Here is a 19,838-nt window from a genome sequence, read left to right on the forward strand (position 1 = left end):
ACAATATTACTAAAATACTTCACTTTTACAGCTGAAACTTCTCTTTAATCATCCTCGCTGTTTCACCAGCACTCAAATGTGTATTATTGATCCTCAAATAGTTCTCTCTCTTAATCTCACCTTTTAGGGAATTGAGCCTGTATTTATCCATAGAGGTTACAAGGTCATTTTCCGACCACCCCAGATTGCGTTTCGTCGGCTTCTGCTCAAGCCGGAATTCGCTCTTGTTCCGCTCCAATCGTTCTTCCACATCGGCCTCCAGCTCGACAAAATAAACCTCTGCGCCCCTGGACTCGAATATCCTGCAAACCTTCTCTACATAGTCCCAGTCACTCTGTTCGTTAAACGCCCACACATAGGTGAAAATCAACCCGTACAGATCACTTTTGGCTACCTCTTCAAAGATCTGCTCCCGGAAAGAGTGAACGAGCCGGCTCCCAGCTTTCGATCCGTAATCGAAAAAGTGATGAACCAATTCAATCGTCATATGATTGTGAAACAGCTTTAAATCTGTTAGTTTAGTTAACTCGTGTCCAACGGTCATTTTCCCGACCGCCTGAGGTCCAAATAGTAATACGAATTTCATAGTTCCTCCTGCGCTGTATGGTTTCATCCTATTATTCCTGTTGTAACGGACCGTATCTTCCTAGGATTTCTTATCATGGTTATGAAAATCGAGAACAGCGATAACAAACATTCCAAAACTAAGCATTAACGAGATGACTTCGAATGTGTTCATTGAACATCGCCTCCTTAATTTTCAGTCTCCCCCGCACCAAATTTGTCCTATACCGATTTCCGAATACTTTTTTATGCGCTTTGAGGACGGAATTGAGCCGAAATCCAAATAATTGAGCCTAACGGAGGATGAATTGAGCCTAATTCAAATTAATTGAGCCAAACTGGCATTTAATTGATCCGATCTAAAAATTCAGACTTCTTCACTCCAATACCCAATACATCCCCCCCAAAAAAACCCCGAAGTCACCAAGACTTCGAGGTTCAAAACACTCACTAAATCGTTTTAGTTTTAATCAGCACTATTCCAAATTACTATGACGCATAAAAGCAGATTCGTTATCTTCTGTTTGCCTTGCTCCATAGCTCAAGCAAACTGCGTCGCAAAAAACATGTACACATTGATCGAAAAGAGAACCCAACGGCTGAATGCTTGCTGCCTCATTCTCTCCTCTGTACTTTGTAGCTGCATGAAGGTGCGCTACAAGGGTTGCGTTCATAGCTAATTCTGAATCCGTTCTTGTCGTAATCGCGATAACTGAACATCCAAGCTCTCTTGCTTTTTCCGCCGTATTCACAACACTTTTGGTTGTTCCTGATCCGGACACTGCTACAACCACATCACCCGATTTCAAAGCCGGAGTAATCGTCTCCCCCACCACGAAAACGGACGCGCCTAAATGCATTAATCTCATGGCGAACGATTTTGCCATAAATCCTGACCTGCCCTCGCCTACAACAAAGACCCGTTTTCCAGAGCCTATCTGCTCCGAAACAGACTCTACGAGATTGGGCTCAACCTGGTTCAACACACCTTGTATCTCAAGCAATATGCTGTTCAAATCATTCATGAGCATTCTCCTTCTGCTGTTTTGCCATCTCATAAAAGGTTTTAGCAGCAAGCGCTGGATCCTCAGCCTTCGTGATGCCAGACCCGATAATCACAACATGCGGGCTGTATGTTGCAATCTCGGAAAAGGAATCAATCGAAATCCCGCCGGCAACAGCTATCTTTACTTGCTGGTCAGAAAAAGACGGGACATGCAAACGTCCTTGATCTTCTCCGCTTTCCTGCTGATCTTTACTTACGTGTGAACAAAGAATGGCATCCTCCAATTGACTGCACATCTTTACTTGTTCTTCTGATGTGTTCAGCAGATCAATCATGACTTGTTTGCCATGTCTCTTAGCGGTCTCCATACAGGCTTCAATAGAAACAAGAGGGGCTGTTCCGAGCACCGTTGCCACATCGGCACCTGCTGCAAAACAAAGCTCAAATTCATAAACGGCATTATCAAACGTCTTACTGTCTGCCACGATCGTTTTATGAGGAAAAGCTTCCTTTAAACTCCGTACACTTTCCATACCGAATTCTTTAATCAACGAAGTGCCTACCTCAATCCAGTCGATATATGGCTCCACCTTTTTTGTAATGGACAAAGCTTCTTCAATCGATAACCGATCCAGAGCAAGTTGAATATTCACAGGGACTGAGCCTCCATTTTTTGAATACTATGCTCATTGTTGATTTTCACAAGCAACGTAAAGATGACCGATAGCACAAGGGAGCCTGCCATAAAGATATAGGATGCGCTTGGTCCGCCCGTCGCTCCGTTCAGGTAGCCTACAAAATAACTGCCTACAAATGATCCTAAAGCACCCATGCTATTGATCAAGGCCATGGCTCCTCCCGCAACGTTTCGCGGCAGAATCTCTGGAATGATGGCAAAGAACGGCCCATATGGTGCATACATTGCCCCGCCAGCGATCACTAAGAGACCAAACGATAGCCAGAAGTTTGACGTGCCTACTGCATAGGAACCATAAAATGCGAGGGCACCGATCAGCAGTGAAACCCATACAAAGCTTTTACGATTGAGGGTTTTATCAGAGTAATAGGAAACGAGCAGCATTCCAATTACCGCAAGAACATAAGGGGCAGCTGAAAGCCAGCCTGTGGCCACGATGTCCATTTTGGATGCTTTCGAAATAATGGAAGGCAGCCACATCACAAAACCATAAACACCAATGCTCCAGAAGAAATATTGCAAAGAAAGATAAATAACTTTCTTTGATTTAAAGGCTTCACGGTAATTTTTCACAGGTTTCATCCCTGTTTGTTCTTTTTGAAGCTCAGTTTCCAAGTTCTTTTTCTGCTCAGCCGTCAGCCATTTCGCTTCCTTAGGACGGTCATTCACAAGTTTCCACCAGATAAACGCCCATAGAATGGCAGGAGCCCCTTCAAAAATAAACATCGTACGCCAATCGAACGCTTTTAACAAATAACCGGATAAAATAGACATCCATAAAACCGTAACCGGGTTTCCTAAAATTAGAAATGTGTTGGCACGAGAACGCTCAGCCTTTAAGAACCAGCCGCTTAAAAAGACGAGCATCGCCGGCATAACAGCGCTTTCAACAACGCCCAGAAAGAAACGGATAGGATAAAGCCAGGTGACATGGGTTGCAAAACCGGTAGCTGTTGCAAGACCCCCCCAAAGAATTAATGACCAGAAGACGAGCTTCTTTGCACTTTTCTTTTCAGCATAGATCGCTCCGGGAATCTGAAAAAAGAAATAACCTAAAAAGAATAAGGAAGCCAGGAGGGATGAAACAGAGGTCGTAATATTCAAATCTTCACCCATTCCACCTGCAACACCAAAACCATAGTTCGCACGATCAAGATACGCTAAGCTATAGGTAATAAAAGCGATTGGAATTAAGATCATCCAGCGCTTTCTACTTGCTAATGGATCACTATTCTTCATCATTGGAAACACTCCCTTATCGTCATTTTTTGTTGAGTTCCTCACGCTTCAGCAAGAAGAGAAGTATAATTTAACGCTTCATCACCATCCGTTAAAGGAAACTCAATGGCTCTCGGAATATCAGTTGAAAAATACCGAATGAGGTTCCTCCATTCGGAAGCATCATCCTTGGGCAATGGCAAGGTTACAAGTCTATCATTCCGTTGGTCTACGTATTTAAAATGCAGATAGACTACATATTCAGATAGTACTTTTGCGGCAGACAAAACATCTTCCCCTGTAAACGCCCAATTCCCAATATCAAATGTCATTTTTACAGGAACCTGCTGTGTCTTTGATTCCTTAAGGAAGTGGTGGATTTTTTTAAGGGAACCGCCATGTTCCGTCTGATCATTTTCAATCGTAATTTGCAAATCGAGATTCTCTATTTTTAATGAAGCAAGCCATACTTTTAACTCCATGACGCTTGATGTTTGCATGTTGTAATGGCCGAGTGAGAATTTCACAATGGAGGCACCGATTGTAATCGCTTCCATAATAGTCAATGCAGCCGCCTCTTTATTTAACGATCCTGACTCATTAAATATTTCAACGGGTGCCGAATAAACGGAGGTTAAATGATACTCCTCCAATTGGGTGCGAAGTTCTTGCAAAGAGAACGAATCGCCAGTAAAAAGTTCTCTTCTGATCTCCGCACCTTGTGCCCCTGCATGAGTTATCTGCGGAAGAAAATGCTCCTGACCCTTCTCTAAGACTTCTTCAGCCAGAAAGGAATTTAACGTAATAAATATTTTTTTCATAGACTGCCCCTTAGCGCAGCATCAGTCTGAATCTCTTTCAATAAGGCTTGGCTTAAAACGGTAGATGTCAACAAACTCATTTTCATCTTTGTTTTTAATTTGATTCAGCAGCAGCTCTACCGATTTCTTTGCCATTTCCGCAGCTGGCTGCGCTACTGTTGTAATGGGAGGTGTAAAAAAGCTGGCAAAGGGTACTTCATCAATCCCTATCACTGCTGCATCGTTCGGAATGTTTAAGTTCCGTTCTTTCATGAATTTCAATACCTCATTCAGAACAATATCATTTCCGGCCACTATGCCTTCTGGAGGAGAAGCAAGTCTAAACATTTTCTCCAGCACTGAAGAAATTTTATCAGCCGATGCGCTTTTGATATACTCCTCTTTTACTGGGAGTCCGTGGGCTATAAGTGCGTTCTTATAACCTTCAAGCCGTTCAACTCGCGGACTGATGTTGCGAATAATCGATGTGGTAACCAGCGCGATTCGCTTGCGGCCCTTTTTCACTAATTGATCAACAGCCAGTTTTGCTGCCATATGGTTATCAAGCATAACCGTGGCAATATTCAAATTGTTAATCGTCCGGTCAACAAACACAACCGGAAATTGCATTTGTTTCATTCGTTCATACAGATCGAGGTTACTGCCTGTCGGGAAAATCATGATTCCATCCACTTGTTTTGCCAGAAGCATCTCAATATACTTCTTTTCTTTTTCCGGCTCGTCGTCCGCATTGCAGACGATGATCTGATAGCCTTGTTCGTGAAAAGCATCTTCCATAGCTCTTATGATCTGAGTGGAAAAGGTATGAAGAATATTGGCGACCACTACCCCAACCGTAAACGTTGCTTTTTGCTTTAAACTCCGTGCTACAATATTAGGCTGATAGTTTAATTCCTCAATGGTCACTTCAATTTTTTTCTTTGTTTTCTCGCTCATATAATCAAAACGGCTGTTTAAGAATTGAGAGACCGTGCTTTTTGATACTCCTGCATGTTTGGCTACATCTGCTATCGTAATGTTTTTCATGTCATCATCCCCGTCTTATTCATTCAATCCAAACATTATAAGACACTTGAAAGTGCTTTACAATCGGGGATTTAGAGGGACCTCAGCGATCAGCCGCCACCTCCGGGGATTGATTCAATGTATGGATATACTTCCTGCTTAACGATACAGCTTCTTCATAACCGCCCTTTTGGTAGGCTTTGGTCAGGTCGCTGCCAACACCGACAGCAACTGCTCCTGCATTGAGCCATTCATTCATATTGTTCAGCGAGATTCCACCGGTAGGCATGATGCGCACATTCGGCAGAGGACCATTAACCGAGCGGATAAAAGAAGGATCAAAAGCATTGGCCGGAAACAGCTTCAGCACGTCACACCCAGCTTCAAGCGCTTTTGCCATATCTCCAATGTTCATGCAGCCCGGCAGATATGGAACACTGTACCGGTTACAAAGTGCTGCAATATCTTTCACGAAATGGGAGCTGACAATAAACTGAGCTCCCGAGAGAATGGCATGGCGAGCTGTTTCTGAATCCATGACAGAGCCTGCTCCCAAGAGAACATTCATTTGTCTTAGTTCCTTAAATACCTCTTCTGCTTGAGGAGTCGTATAGGTAAGCTCGATGGCCGTAACCCTCCCTCAATAGCCGCTTTAGACACTTGAACAGCTTCATGGCTATCTTTGCCGCGGATGACTGCAACGAGCTGTGATTCCATCAGCTTCTGTAAAACTGAGTATTTTGGCAGCATCTTTTCTCCTCCTTTCGTCCTTTAGCGTTCAACCACTGCTTCCTTGTTGATAAAAGAAAAAACTTCTTCCAATAGCGGCAAGCCTTCATTATCTCCGGAAACCGTGGTGACAAGAGCTCCCACAGCATTGGCAAATTCCAGTCGTCTTTCCGGTTCAAATCCATGAAGAAGAGCGTATAAGTATCCGGCATCAAATCCGTCCCCAGCCCCAACGGTATCGACAGGATTTACCGGGAATGCCTCCTGATGCAGCCATTGATGATTGGAATAAAGCGCCGAACCACGGGCTCCGTCCTTAATGACAAGCTGGCTGATGGAATAACGTTCAGCAAATGAGGTTAATTCCTCTTCCTTATCACTTCCGATAATGCTCTTGATCTCATCACGGCCTGTCAGCAAAATATCGATGTCTGGAAATAGCGTTTGATACGCCGCTCTTGCTTCATCTAGGCTCCACAGCTTTAACCGTATGTTCGGATCAAAGGAAATCAGTAATTCTTTTTCTTTGGCTATGGCAATCACCTTTTGGACAATATCCATATTTTTTCGGTGAATCGCCAGAAAGACACCTGTCAGATGAACAACATCAATGTCTTCAAACATTTCCTCTTTTATATCTTCTGGTTCAAGAGTTAAGACGGGTGATTGATGGCGGTAGTAAAAGGTTTTTCCTGAACCGTCTTCACGGATTTCCTTTACATTTAAAGAAGTGGGATACCCTTCCACAAAGGCAACATCATCCACATCCACCCCTTCACCTTTGGCAAAGTTATAAATAACTCTTCCGAACTCATCCTTTCCAAGCCGGCTGATCCATTTTGAACGAAGATCCAGTCTGGCACAGCCGATGGCAAAGTTCAGTTCTGCTCCTCCTACTTTTCTTTCAAAGGTCGAAACAAATCGTAATGGTCCAGTGCTTGCTGGATTTAAGGTGATCATTGCGTCACCTAAAGTTAGGATTCCATAGTTCAATGACAAATTTTTACCCCTTTCTTTTTCTAATTACGGCAAGAAGAGCTTGCTGTAAGGGTATTAAAAAATGACTAAATCGGTTTGGTAAACCGGTTTAGTAGAATTCTAAATGAAAACCCTTACAAATGCAATCATTATTTTTCTATCAACTTTTTAAACTTGAAATCAATAAAAAGAGACCTCCAGGAAGCCTCTTTTTGATCGTATCTATTTCTTCTTCATAATCGCCATCGTACACCGGGAAACACAGACAAGCTTTCCTTCTTCATCCGTAATCTTGATGTCCCAGATCATCGACGTTTTGCCTTTATGCAGCGGTGTGGCTGTAGCTGTAACGATCCCGTCCCGCTTGCCTCGCAGATGGTTGGCGTTGATCTCCATACCGACCGCCATCTCCGTTTCCTCATCGATAAAATGATAGGTTCCGATACTGGCGATCGTTTCTGCCAGCGCGACAGATGCACCTCCGTGCAGCAAACCAAACGGCTGATGGGTCGCTGAGTGCACCGGCATGGTGGCTACCGCCTGGTCGTCGGACAGTTCCACAATTTCAATTCCCAGTGCTCCCAGCATCGTATCTTTCAAATTTTTCATCTCCATACCAAATACACCCCTTATGTAAATTGACTATATTTTCAGAATAAATGACTGCAGGCCGGCAGACAAGCTATTTCACTTTTTCAGGAAATCGCTTACAATAAAGGCAACAATGAACAAGGAGGAATTCAAATGAAAAACATGAGAACTCAAACACTCCAAACATATAAGGGTGGAACACGTTCTTAAATGTAAACGGTGCGCCCCCTTATGTGTGCCTAGCTAAAAACACAAAGGGGTAAATCATGCATTTTCCAATAAAAAAATTTCTCTCCTATTACAGACCGTATTTACGTTTGTTTCTTTCGGTATTGGCTTGTGCCTTTATCGCGTCCGCTGTGACTCTGATTCTTCCGCTGCTCGTTCGGTACATTACGAAGGATGTTCTCGAAGGAGACTTGTCCATTGCGCTGAGTAAAGTGTACTGGATCGGCGGGCTGATGCTCTTTTTAGCAGCCGTTCAGAATATCGGAAACTACTTTGTGGACTACAAGGGCCATGAAGTCGGCGGCCGGATGGAACGTGATATGCGCAGTGAGCTGTTCGCGCATATGCAAAAGCTTTCCTTCAGCTTTTACGATAAAGAAAAGACCGGCCAGCTCATGTCCCGCATAACGAACGACCTGTTGCTGCTTTCCGAGCTGTACCATCACGGTCCCGAGGACTACATGAAGTATCTCGTCCGTTTTCTTGGGGCCTTTGTGATCCTGTTTATGATCAATGCGCCATTAACGCTCGCCGTTTTCTGCTTTTTACCGATTATCGGTATCTTTTCTTTGGTTCTCAATAAAAAGCTTAACCGGTTATTTAAAAGAAACAAAGAGCGGATCGCAGACGTGAACGCACAGGTTGAGGATAGCCTTTCCGGAATCCGGGTCGTCAAATCGTTTGCCAATGAACATGTAGAAGTCAGGAAGTTCAACCAAGAAAATCAGCGGTTCTTCGAAAGCCGAAAGAGTACGTACAAAGCTGAGGCCATCTATTACGATGGCGTTGAGACGCTCATACAGCTGATTACGATCACGGTAATCGTCTTCGGCAGTGCCAGTATCGTCCACCACACGCTGGATCTGGCGGATTTGCTCACGTTTCTTCTCTATATCAGTTATATGGTCGAACCGATTCAAAAGCTGACCCATATGAGTACCCAGTTACAAGAAGGAATAACCGGCTTCCAGCGCTTTATGGAAATCATGAACTTACAACCGGCGATTGAAAGCAAGCCGGATGCCGTGACACTAACAAAGGTACATGGCGACATTGAGTTCAAGCACGTTTCTTTCCGTTACGAAGACCATCTGGACCCTGTCTTCGTTAATCTGTCGCTTCATGTACGTCCGGGAGAATATGTTGCATTGGTTGGTCCCTCCGGAGCGGGAAAAACGACATTATGCTCGCTCATCCCCCGCTTTTATGATGTGACGGACGGCGATGTGCTGCTCGACGGATGGAGTGTCCGGGAACTTGACCTGAAGTCGTTACGAAGTCAGATCGGTATCGTTCAGCAGGATGTATATCTCTTTGCAGGAACCGTGATGGATAATATCCGCTACGGCAGTCCAGAAGCGAGTGATGAGGAAATTATGGCGGCAGCCAAACATGCCAATGCCCATGACTTTATCATGAGTCTGCCCAACGGCTACCACTCCGAGATCGGACAGCGGGGTGTTCTGCTTTCCGGCGGCCAAAAGCAGCGGCTAAGCATCGCTCGGGTATTCTTAAAGAACCCGCCCGTTCTCATTTTGGATGAGGCAACGAGTGCACTGGATAACGAGAGTGAGAGCATCATTAAAGATTCACTGGAATACTTGGCAAAAGGGCGCACAACGATTGTCATCGCCCACCGCCTTTCCACCATTCGCAATGCAGAGCGGATTATCGTCTTAACAGAGGATGGCATTGAGGAAGAAGGCACACACGAGGCGTTGCTTGCCCGCGGTGGCGCGTATGCGCACCTGTATTCCAAGCAGTTTGAATTACAAGCATAATTGAAAAATCGGCTCCCATCTCGGGGGCCGATTTTCTTTGGTTGATCTGTCCTAGGACAAGTTCTGAATGCTGGCATATACTATAGCATCCTAGGGGGGACAACAAAATGTTTAATTATCGATTGAGGGAACAGTTCCTTTTTGCCGCCAGTGACGAAACCATTGCTTGTATGTTTAGTGCACTCGCTGACAAAGGCGGAAACATTACGGCTTTTGAACAGACACGTGCAGCAGGAAACCGGACATTCCTGAATACGGTGAGGCTGGTCAGTGGAAAGGCTGAAGGTGAAAACAGCGATGATCTCCGCACCTTGAAAAAGATACTGAAAAAGCTTGGTGTATACTATAAGCAGAAAACCGTCATTCAGTTTATTTTCACACCAGGCGTAGCCGGCCAGATTAGCGCTGTATATAATCTACTGTGGTGCAGGATGACCATTAATGCTGTTTATATCGGAGAAGACAACATCTTATATATGGACGTGTCAAATATCGAAAAGGCACAGCGCATCTTATCCAATCCAAACAGTAAACCTTGCCATAAAAATGCTGAATAAATAGAAAAGGCATAACCCTGGGGTTGTGCCTTTATTGCTCTTTACTCATATTTCTGAAGCTCGTTTACCGTCACGAACTTATAGCCTTTTTTGCTCAGAGCAGACAGTGTTTTATCAATCGACTCCAGCTCATTGCCGGTTTTGCCATACATCGGATGGAACAGAATGATCGAGCCCGGTTTTACATTTTTCGTAACATAACGGACCTTATCCGAAACAGACGTATAGTATGTATCTGGTTCGAGGCTCCACGTGATCGTATCCATTTGCAATTTATTAGTGTAATAAGGCAGTCCGATCAGCTTCTTACCGTTAGGCGGCCGGAAGTCGATCGTCCCTTCATAACCCGTCTGGCGGATCAGCGCGTTCGTTTTCTTCAGTTCCTGCTTGATAAAGGAAGGCGCCTTAAACACCATTCGCTTATGGGAATACGTATGATTGCCAAGCTGATGTCCAGCTTGTGCAAGCTTCTTCCCTTCCGCCATATTCTTCTGAAGTTCATTTCCGATCAGAAAAAAGGTCCCTTTGGCGTGATATCGTTCCAGTATCGGCAACAGCTTATCCACCTTGTTTGTCGGACCGTCATCAAACGTGACCGCGACCACTTTTTGATTTGTTCCCACATGGCTTGTCAGCCCGCCGAACAGCTGAAAATTGCGGGCGTTCATTAATTTATAGGTGCCTGCCAATACTAGAAAAAGAATCAAACACATCATTAAAATCCGCATAAATCTATTTTTCATGGGTGACCTCGATTGTTTTGACATTTTCTTGATTATACCAAATGGAATTGAGAGTTAATCAGCAAAAATTCTTTAAACAGATGTTTGATATAATGGAATATAAAAAGTCAGGATGGCAGGTGAATCCGTCATGCGCTTTGAGGAACGGGCGTATAAATACGAATACAAGCTAAGCGACACAGACGACCAAATCATAGAATACATCTCACAGCATAAGAACAAAGTAGTGAGTTTGTCCATACAGGCATTAGCTGCCGAACTCTATACAGTCCCCAATACGATCACTCGCTTTTCAAAAAAGCTGGGATATGACGGCTACTCCCAACTGAAAAATAACTTGAAAGAAGAATTGCAAAGCGAAACAGCACAAGAAAACGGGCCGCATGTCAATTTAAAAAAGACCATTGACCTGATTGATCCAGACAAGATCGTTCAAGTCGTTAAATGGCTGCAAGAGGCAAAAAGAGTCCTCATATTCGGGGTCGGGGATACGGCTCCCTTTTGCGAAATGATGGTGAAAAATTTGAAGGTCTCTGGGAAATCAGCTGACTTTGAACTGCATCGTCATGAGACAATGCATGAAATTAACCGGCTGGAAACAGAAGATGTTCTGTTTTTGATCAGCTTATCCGGTGAGACCCCCCAAATCCTTGAGATGGCGGCACTTGCCCGAGAAAGAAATGTAAAAATCCTTTCTCTCACCCATTTTAATCGGAATTCTCTACAAAGGTTGGCTCATCTTCATTTGTATTGCTACGCACCACGAGAAGAACTGAACGGCTACAATATTACAGACCGAACACCGATCATGATCGTTTTAAGAGCACTGTCAGAAAGTTACTGGAATGCTAATCAATACTAGGTTCATATAGATAAGACGGCTGTGTATAATTACACATGAAAGCGCTATTTTAATAGAAAACCGTGTAAAAATAAGAAGAAAAATTTCTTCTTATTTTTTTATGCTAGTATGAATGCACATTAGCAATGAACAAAGAAAAGGAGGTTCCAAAATGCTGCTGCAAAAGCTTACTTCTCCAGACTTAATCAGTACACAACAAGCCTTTCATTCGAAAGATGAAATCATACAATATCTGATTGACAGATTGGACGAGCAAGGCAAACTCCATTCAAAAGAAGAATTTTACCAGGCTGTCATGGACAGAGAAACGTTATCTCCTACTGGATTTGAAGGTGGACTAGCCATTCCGCACGGAAAATCAACAGCTGTAAAAGAAGCAGCCTTCGCTGTCGTTACGCTGGATAAGCCCTTACACACATGGGAGAGCATCGATCCAGCCAATGAGGTGAAGTTGGTCTTTTTACTGGCGATCCCTGAAAACGAAGCAGGCTCCACTCACCTTTCACTTTTAGCCGAACTCGTAACCCGTTTATCGAATGAGAATTATAAAAACCAATTGCTTCATTCAACATCCAATCAGGAGCTCTTTCAAAACCTCGATCCACAAAAAGAGACGGAGGTACCTAGAACTGCTGATCAGCAAGGACAGAGCCTCAACAAAACCATCCTTGCCATTACCGCCTGTCCGGCAGGCATTGCACATACGTACATGGCTGCTGAAGCCCTGATTAAAGCCGGAAACGAACTAGGGGTAAATGTGATCGTTGAAAAGCAGGGCGCCAACGGTATTGACGGCAGGCACACCAATGCTCAATTACAACAAGCCCATGCTGTTATTTTTGCAACGGACGTAGCAGTAAAAGATGAAAAACGGTACAGCCACCTTCCAAAGGTGAAAACTTCTGTTGCCGCCCCGCTAAAAAAGGCTAAGGATATCGTCAATCAAGCGCTGGCTAAATCTGAAAGCGGTAACAGAAAAAAGTTCTCTCCGGAAATAGAAGAAAACGACAGTGGAAAAGGCTTTAAAACAGAGATCAAGGATTCAATCTTAACCGGTATCTCCTACATCATTCCGATCATCGTTGCCGGTGGAATGACACTCGCGGCAGCCGTTCTCTTTTCACAGGCCTTTGATCTGCAGGGCCTTTTCAACCAGGAAGGATCATGGCTTTGGCTGTTAAGACAGCTTGGCGGAACACTGCTTGGTACATTGATGGTACCGATTCTCGCTGCCTACATGGCGTATTCCATAGCCGATAAGCCCGCGTTAGGACCGGGATTTGCGGCGGGTGTTGCTGCAAACTTGATCGGCAGCGGTTTTCTCGGAGGCATGCTTGGCGGGATTTTAGCTGGTTATTTCCTTAAATTCCTGAAGAACACAGTGAAACCAAAAGGGACCTTTGCCGGTTTTATCAGCTTCTGGCTGTACCCGGTCGTAGGAACACTCGTCGTTGGCTCCATTATGCTTTTTGTTATCGGTAAGCCATTGGCTTTTGTCAACGAAGGTCTAATCGATTGGCTGAAAGGCATGTCCGGGACAAACGCCTTGATTATGGGTGCCATTATCGGTGCCATGGTTTCCTTTGACTTAGGAGGACCTGTGAATAAAGCAGCCTACACGTTCTGTATTGGTGCGATGGCGAGCGGCAACATCGTTCCTTACGCGACTTTTGCCTCTGTCAAAATGGTTTCCGCGTTTTCAGTAACCGGGGCAACCATTATTGGAAAAAAACATTTTACAAAAGCCGAACAGGAAATTGGCAAACAAACATGGCTGCTAGGCTTAGCGGGGATTACTGAAGGAGCCATTCCGTTTATGATCAATGATCCTTTACGCGTCATTCCATCATTGATTACAGGCTCTGCCATTACAGGTGCCATCGTTTCCTACTTTCACATCGGATTAAATGTACCGGGCGCAGGGATCTTCTCTCTTGCTTTATTAAAAGGGCATTCATTTCTTATCGCTGGCTGCATATGGTTCGGAGCAGCCCTTATCGGAGGAGCCATCTCGATGGTTTTACTGATCGCAACCCGGCAAAGAAAAAATCGAAAAGAGAAACAGGCATCACAAGCTGCGGCTTAATGTGAAATCAAAGAGAAAATTGGAGGACATCATGAAAAACGTTCATATCGTTCCCCATATGCATTGGGATAGAGAGTGGTATTTTTCAACGGAAGAATCTCGAATATTGCTAGTCAATAATATGGAAGAAATCCTGGAGATGCTCGAAACCAATCCCGAGTATCCCCATTATGTACTGGACGGGCAGACCGCCATCCTGGAAGACTATTTCGCCATCAAACCTGAGAATAAAGAACGAGTGAAAACACTTGTTCAGGAAGGCAGGCTGATTATCGGCCCATGGTACACACAAACGGATGAAATGGTGGTCGGCGGAGAATCCATCGTCCGCAATCTATTATATGGATTAAAAGATTGTGAAGAATTCGGAAGCCCGATGAAAATCGGTTACCTGCCGGATTCATTCGGACAATCGTCGCAAATGCCGCAGATCTTGAACGGCTTTGATATTAAATACTCTATTTTCTGGCGGGGAACCTCTGAACGCCATGGTACGGACAAAACAGAATTTTACTGGGAGACAGACGAGGGCTCAAAGGTACTTGTTCAGTTGTTTCCACTGGGCTATGCGATCGGAAAATATTTGCCCGAGGATGAGGAGAAGCTTCAGGAACGAATCAATAAGTATTTTGCGGTACTGGATCGCGGAGCAACAACCGAGAACATCATTCTGCCAAACGGCCATGACCAGATGCCGATTCAGAAAAATATTTTTACGATCATGGAAAAGCTTAGAAAGCTTTATCCAGACCGTGAATTCTTTTTAAGCCGCTATGAAAATATTTTCGCGGAACTTGAAAAGAATCTGGATCTGCCTACTTTAAAAGGGGAATTCCTGGATGGAAAATATTCCCGTGTTCACCGCAGCATCTATTCTACACGCATGGACATTAAGGCGGCCAATGCCAGAATTGAAAACAAGATCACCAACATTTTGGAGCCGCTCGCCACCCTGGCTTACAGCCTTGGCTTTGAGTATTATCATGGGCTGATTGAGCCGATCTGGAAAGAAATCATGAAGAACCATGCTCATGACAGCATCGGCTGCTGCTGTTCCGATAAGGTCCATCAGGAAATCTTCAACCGTTTTTTTCTTGCTGAGGAAAAAGTGGATCAGCTCATTCACTTTTATAAACGAAGGATTGTGGATTCGATGGCTGCTGAAAATCAGCAGGACCGTCTTTCCGCTTTCAATCTGCTGCCCTATGAGCGCGAGGACGTGATGACCACAACTGTCATTTCAAAACTGAGCTCCTTTAAGCTGGTGGATGAAAACCATGCAGAGGTGGAGTATGAGATTCTGATCCAGGAAATTATGGATCCCGGCTTAATTGACCGTCAAATTGTTCATTACGGAAACTATGATCCTTTTATTAAATACACCGTTCAATTTAAGGACCGCATTCCGGCTATGGGATATAAAACATATTTTGTGACGGAAAGTGATACGGAAGTGAAGAACTCTGAATCTGCGGCCGATCAAGTGGATACCGACTTTTATCAAATTACCGTCAATCCGAACGGAACACTGAATATTTTCGATAAAAAATTAAACAAACGTTTCAGTAATGTCTTGATGCTTGAGGATGGCGGAGATGACGGTGATGAGTACGACTTCTCCCCTCTTCCAGACGAAGAACTGATCTATAGTGACAAAACGAAAGCGGATGTAGATATTAAACAAAATCAATTTGGTGCTGATATTGCCATTCAATACAGCCTGGCAGTCCCGGAAAATTTAAACCAACGAAAGAACCAGTTGGTGAACAGCTCGGTTGATGTTCAGATCACTATGAAGGTTGCTAAGCATAAGCCGACAATAGAGGTGACTTTTGAGATCGATAACCATGCGAAGGATCATCGCTTAAGAGCCTTGATTCCTACGGGCATCGCCTCTTCTATCTCGGTTTCCGATAATCAATTTGGATCGATCAAACGCGGTGTGGTCGATGAAGCGATGAATATTTGGGAAATGGAAGATTGGGATGAGCGCCCTGACAGCATTTATCCGATGTTGAGCTATGCTGGTTTATCGGATGAGGAGCACGGGGTAAGTGTTATGACCAACAGCTCACGTGAGTTTGAAATTGTCGGTGAGCAGCATGACACCATTGCGGTAACCCTGTTCAGAAGTGTTGGCGTGCTTGGAAAGGAAAACATGCTAAGAAGGCCTGGACGACCATCCGGCATTAAACTCCCGACACCTGACTCTCAATTGCTTGGAAAGATTTCTCTGGATTTCGCTCTTGTGATTCATCCAGACTCCACATTGAAAGCAAATGTGGCACGAATGGCGAAAGAGTATCTCACACCGATCCACTTCTATAACAAGATTCCGTTCAACGCCATGAAGCTGAACGATTCAGAAGTAAAAACACCTCTCAGCTACAGCTTCTTAACGGAAGTACAGCCTGGTGCCGTGCTGAGCACGCTGAAAAAAGCAGAAAAAGAAGATCGCTACGTGCTGCGGTTTTATAATGCAACAGACGAAGAACTAACTTCTTCTTTTGAAGCACAGCATTCTGTAGAAGAAGCGCAGCTTGCCCATTTGAACGAGCAGCCGCTTGAACCTCTAAATGTACAGGACAGCACGTTTGAAACTGCCGTAAAACCCAATCAAGTAAAAACCATTCTGTTCTAAACACGAAAAGGCCTCCTGTGGGGGCCTTTTTTCATTAGCGATTATCCTATTGTCAACGTTCCAAAATTCAACGAGACCATAATTGAGCGGAATTTGAATTTATTGAGCCAAATCAGGAATTATTTGTGCCTTATTTCATTTAATTGAGCCTAACTCTCTCTTAATTGTTCCGATCTGAATCTTCAGACTTCTTCCCACATCCAAAAAAACGGAGCTCCCAGAAAAAAACTTTCTGGACAGCTCCTTACGTTTTTCTATCGAAATAGATTCGTCTTCGCCAGATCGATCAGATCGTCTCCCTTGCCGTTGAGCACGGTTTTGAGCATCCAGAGCGTAAATCCGTGCGCCTGTTCGAACTCGATCTTTGGCGGCAGAGCTAATTCCTGACGGTTGACGACCACATCAAGCAGCACGGGGCCGTTATGTTTAAACGCTTGTTTAACGGCACCCTCCAGGTCACCCGGGTCTTCAACCCGTATACCCTGGATCCCCATGCCTTCGGCGATTGCTGCATAGTTGGTTTGTCCAAGGCCCGTACCGGTTTCCAAGTATCCCGCCGCTTTCATTTCCAGCTCCACAAAGGCAAGTGCCTCATTGTTGAACACGACAACTTTTACCGGCAATTGATGCTGCTTGATGGTCAAAAGATCACCCATCAGCATCGAGAGCCCGCCATCCCCCGAAAGAGCAATGACTTGATTATTTCTTTTTGAAACCTGGGCCCCTATCGCTTGAGGCATCGCATTGGCCATCGTGCCATGATTGAACGATCCCAACAGCCGGCGTTTGCCGTTCATCTCCAAATAACGCGCAGCCCATAAGGTTGGGCTTCCCACATCACAGGTGAAGATGGCATCCTCAGTTGCGAGGTCACTGACCACTTTTGTTAAATACTGCGGATGGATGGGTGTCTTCCCTTTTTTCCCGGTGGCCAATTTGTCCAGATCTTTGCGCACTTTCGCATAGTCCTTCACATGCTTGTCCAGATGACTCGTGCTTTTCTTTACTTTTATTAACGGAAGCAGCGACTCCACCGTATGCTTCACATCCCCGCATAGCCCATAGGTTAGCGCAGCCCGTCGGCCAAGGTGCTCCGCCCGGATATCTACCTGTAAAATAACGGCCTTTTCCGGGAAGAACTGGCGATAGGGGAAATCGGTCCCGAGCATGAGAAGAACATCGCAGTCCATCATGGCATGATAACCGGAAGAATAGCCGATGAGCCCCGTCAGTCCGACAGAGTAAGGATTGTCGTACTCCAGATGCTCCTTCCCTCTGAGCGCGATGACCATCGGAGATTTCAGCGCATCACAAAGCGCCATCACCTCGGTATGCGCTCCTTCACACCCCGCTCCGCACAACAGCGTTACTTTCTTCCCTTTATTCAAGTAATCGGCAAGCTTTTGCAGCTCGTTTTCCGATGGACGGATAACTGGTTCTGTCACGTGAATGACTTGTTCCGGCACAGTCTGTTCATCATGAAGAGAAGCCACATCCCCCGGCAATACAATCACTGAAACGCCTTTGCGGCCGATGGCATGCTGCATCGCCATCGGGACCATGCGCGGCATCTGCTCCGGACGAGTCAGTACCTCGCAATAATGGCTGCAATCCCTGAACAGCATCTCCGGACGGGTCTGCTGAAAATACTCTCCGCCGAGCTCATTGCTTGGAATGTGCGCCGCAATGGCCAGCACCGGAATCCGATTGCGATGGCAGTCGTACAATCCATTGATCAGATGCAGGTTCCCTGGACCGCTGCTTCCCGCACAGACGGCGATACTATTGCTTAAAATCGCATCCGAACCTGCAGCAAAGGCCGCTACCTCTTCATGGCGGACCGAGATCCATTCAATTTTTCCGGAACGGCGGATGGAATCCAGCACCGCGTTCAGTGAATCGCCCACAATCCCGTAGATCCGCTCAATTCCAGCATGTCTCAACGAATCGACCAGTAGATCAGCAACGGTTTTCTTCATTATGTAGTCTCCTTTTTAGTTATTGCCTCAATCAAATAAACTCTTCCATATTATCCCTTGTGTTAGTGAGAATATTCGGAGGTTTGTGCGTAAAGCTTCACTAAAAGAGGTCTACCCTGACGTTTGCTTAAGGAAACCTTCGTTAAGGTGTTCTATTGTGACAAATGACCGGGTAATAATGGATCATGCCATTCTGGAAAATGAATCTAAAATACCTGTTGTAATTTTAATGTAACCACTGTAACATAAATGTAACATATCAATGACCGACTAAAGTTCGCATTCTATCATTAATCAAAAAAGAAAAGGAGTCTTTATGAAAAAATCAATTTTTCGCCTAACCATGGTTACCATTGCTATTGCCTTGATTGCTTCCGTATTTTTTGTGAATAGTGAAGCAAAGGCCGCATCCGTACAGACAGCTTTTGTAAATGTTAAAACATCGCTGAATGTCAGAAATGCTCCAAGTGAGAAAGCCACAATCATCGGCTCTTTAAAATCCGGCGCCACCGTATCCGTTTATTCAAAAACCAAATCCGGCTGGTCTGAAATTCGCTACAAAAGCAAGAAGGCTTATGTCTCTACCAAGTATCTTAAATTTTTCACGGGTGTAACGATCAGTAAGCATCAGTATAAAAATACAAAGGCTGTGTCCTATCCTCAAGTGAAGGGACTAAAAAGCAAAAAAGCTCAGGATAAAATCAACGCCGCTCTGCTGAGCCATGCGAAAGAATCGTATAATGAATATTTACAATTGCTGAAAGATGAAAAGGAAATTCAGGGAGATAAAATGTGCAAGGAATATCCTTTTTCCTGTGATTATGATTACTCATCCAGTTATTCCGTAAAATACAATGATGGCAAGCAGCTGAGTATCCTTTTTCAAGACTATGAATATACCGGCGGTGCACACGGAATGTCATCCCTCGAAGGGTATAACTTTACGATCAGCGACGGCAAAGAATTGAACCTGAACAACATTCTTACAAGTGATGCGAAATACACAGCCGTACAAAAATATGCGTATAACTATATGAAAAAGCATAAAGATATTTTTTATGTAACCAGCCAAAGTGATGTGAACATAAAACGTGATGCCCAGTTTTATTTTAACTTTAACGGCATTACCTTAAAATTCGGGGAGTATTCTGTTGCCCCTTATGCAGCAGGAACTCCAACAGTAGACATACCCAGGTCTGTGTACAAATAAAAAATTCTCAGGAGAAGGGATATGCCCTTCTCCTTTTTTAATTTCTTTGGGTCCTAAAGCTGATAGATTGTACTAGTGACTCACCAGCAGTCTGGCCATAGGAAGCGAATCAGACTAATCACTATAATATAATTGATAATAC

The 19,838-nt window shown here is 44.5% G+C and carries 17 protein-coding genes and 1 pseudogene; 6 read left to right on the top strand and 12 right to left on the bottom strand.

The features are described 5' to 3' along the window. Window positions 1–25 precede the first annotated feature (25 nt). The 10 genes and pseudogenes from LCY76_RS20370 to LCY76_RS20415 form a co-directional block, all read right to left on the bottom strand. Window positions 26–586, bottom strand: coding sequence for a DEAD/DEAH box helicase family protein (locus tag LCY76_RS20370; protein ID WP_248254167.1), 561 nt, complete (start codon window positions 584–586; stop codon window positions 26–28). A 60-nt stretch (window positions 587–646) separates the two neighbouring features. Beyond that, window positions 647–739, bottom strand: a complete 93-nt coding sequence (locus tag LCY76_RS20375; protein WP_231689193.1) for a putative holin-like toxin — start codon at window positions 737–739, stop codon at window positions 647–649. Between the two features lie 301 nt (window positions 740–1,040). Beyond that, window positions 1,041–1,589 carry a 6-phospho-3-hexuloisomerase gene (hxlB, locus tag LCY76_RS20380; RefSeq protein ID WP_248254168.1) on the bottom strand — a complete coding sequence of 183 codons (549 nt, stop codon included), beginning with the start codon at window positions 1,587–1,589 and terminating at the stop codon, window positions 1,041–1,043. Then, complete coding sequence (gene hxlA, locus LCY76_RS20385) at window positions 1,582–2,223, bottom strand: 3-hexulose-6-phosphate synthase (RefSeq protein ID WP_248254169.1); 642 nt, start codon at window positions 2,221–2,223, stop codon at window positions 1,582–1,584. The genes hxlB and hxlA overlap by 8 nt, the downstream gene beginning before the upstream one ends. After that, complete coding sequence (locus tag LCY76_RS20390) at window positions 2,220–3,509, bottom strand: MFS transporter (protein WP_248254170.1); 1,290 nt, start codon at window positions 3,507–3,509, stop codon at window positions 2,220–2,222. The genes hxlA and LCY76_RS20390 overlap by 4 nt, the downstream gene beginning before the upstream one ends. A gap of 38 nt (window positions 3,510–3,547) precedes the next feature. Next, window positions 3,548–4,306: a sugar phosphate isomerase/epimerase family protein gene (locus tag LCY76_RS20395; RefSeq protein ID WP_248254171.1), complete on the bottom strand. Its 759-nt coding sequence runs from the start codon at window positions 4,304–4,306 to the stop codon at window positions 3,548–3,550. Window positions 4,307–4,327: 21 nt separating this feature from the next. Further along, window positions 4,328–5,332: a LacI family DNA-binding transcriptional regulator gene (locus LCY76_RS20400; RefSeq protein ID WP_248254172.1), complete on the bottom strand. Its 1,005-nt coding sequence runs from the start codon at window positions 5,330–5,332 to the stop codon at window positions 4,328–4,330. An 82-nt stretch (window positions 5,333–5,414) separates the two neighbouring features. After that, window positions 5,415–6,061 (bottom strand): annotated as a pseudogene (locus LCY76_RS20405) (bifunctional 2-keto-4-hydroxyglutarate aldolase/2-keto-3-deoxy-6-phosphogluconate aldolase). 21 nt (window positions 6,062–6,082) lie between these two features. Continuing rightward, window positions 6,083–7,039 (bottom strand): sugar kinase, encoded by a 957-nt coding sequence (locus LCY76_RS20410; protein ID WP_248254173.1) that lies wholly within the window; start codon window positions 7,037–7,039, stop codon window positions 6,083–6,085. A gap of 201 nt (window positions 7,040–7,240) precedes the next feature. Continuing rightward, window positions 7,241–7,633: a hotdog fold thioesterase gene (locus LCY76_RS20415; protein ID WP_248254174.1), complete on the bottom strand. Its 393-nt coding sequence runs from the start codon at window positions 7,631–7,633 to the stop codon at window positions 7,241–7,243. 242 nt (window positions 7,634–7,875) lie between these two features. Here LCY76_RS20415 and LCY76_RS20420 point away from each other — a divergent pair, with 242 nt between their 5' ends. Together LCY76_RS20420 and LCY76_RS20425 are read left to right on the top strand one after the other, a co-directional pair. Then, window positions 7,876–9,618, top strand: a complete 1,743-nt coding sequence (locus LCY76_RS20420) for an ABC transporter ATP-binding protein (RefSeq protein WP_248254175.1) — start codon at window positions 7,876–7,878, stop codon at window positions 9,616–9,618. A gap of 107 nt (window positions 9,619–9,725) precedes the next feature. Beyond that, the gene (locus tag LCY76_RS20425) at window positions 9,726–10,175 is read left to right on the top strand and encodes a hypothetical protein (RefSeq protein ID WP_248254176.1); all 450 of its coding nucleotides are present in this window, start codon (window positions 9,726–9,728) and stop codon (window positions 10,173–10,175) included. A 41-nt stretch (window positions 10,176–10,216) separates the two neighbouring features. On the opposite strand, the gene LCY76_RS20430 is transcribed toward LCY76_RS20425, so the two are convergent. Further along, window positions 10,217–10,918 (bottom strand): polysaccharide deacetylase family protein, encoded by a 702-nt coding sequence (locus tag LCY76_RS20430; RefSeq protein ID WP_248254177.1) that lies wholly within the window; start codon window positions 10,916–10,918, stop codon window positions 10,217–10,219. 130 nt (window positions 10,919–11,048) lie between these two features. Here LCY76_RS20430 and LCY76_RS20435 point away from each other — a divergent pair, with 130 nt between their 5' ends. From LCY76_RS20435 to mngB, 3 genes are all read left to right on the top strand, one after another. Continuing rightward, entirely contained in the window at window positions 11,049–11,780 is a 732-nt protein-coding gene (locus LCY76_RS20435; RefSeq protein ID WP_248254178.1) for a MurR/RpiR family transcriptional regulator, read from the top strand. 151 nt (window positions 11,781–11,931) lie between these two features. After that, complete coding sequence (gene mngA / locus LCY76_RS20440; RefSeq protein WP_248254179.1) at window positions 11,932–13,866, top strand: PTS 2-O-a-mannosyl-D-glycerate transporter subunit IIABC; 1,935 nt, start codon at window positions 11,932–11,934, stop codon at window positions 13,864–13,866. Window positions 13,867–13,897: 31 nt separating this feature from the next. Then, window positions 13,898–16,507: a mannosylglycerate hydrolase gene (gene mngB, locus LCY76_RS20445; RefSeq protein WP_248254180.1), complete on the top strand. Its 2,610-nt coding sequence runs from the start codon at window positions 13,898–13,900 to the stop codon at window positions 16,505–16,507. A gap of 254 nt (window positions 16,508–16,761) precedes the next feature. On the opposite strand, the gene poxB is transcribed toward mngB, so the two are convergent. Next, complete coding sequence (gene poxB / locus LCY76_RS20450) at window positions 16,762–18,486, bottom strand: ubiquinone-dependent pyruvate dehydrogenase (protein ID WP_248254181.1); 1,725 nt, start codon at window positions 18,484–18,486, stop codon at window positions 16,762–16,764. Between the two features lie 316 nt (window positions 18,487–18,802). Here poxB and LCY76_RS20455 point away from each other — a divergent pair, with 316 nt between their 5' ends. After that, window positions 18,803–19,696: a PdaC/SigV domain-containing protein gene (locus tag LCY76_RS20455; RefSeq protein ID WP_248254182.1), complete on the top strand. Its 894-nt coding sequence runs from the start codon at window positions 18,803–18,805 to the stop codon at window positions 19,694–19,696. The last annotated feature ends 142 nt before the right edge of the window (window positions 19,697–19,838 follow it).

Source organism: Fictibacillus marinisediminis (assembly GCF_023149135.1).
In the GTDB taxonomy this organism is placed as follows: Bacteria; Bacillota; Bacilli; order Bacillales; family Fictibacillaceae; genus Fictibacillus_C; species Fictibacillus_C marinisediminis.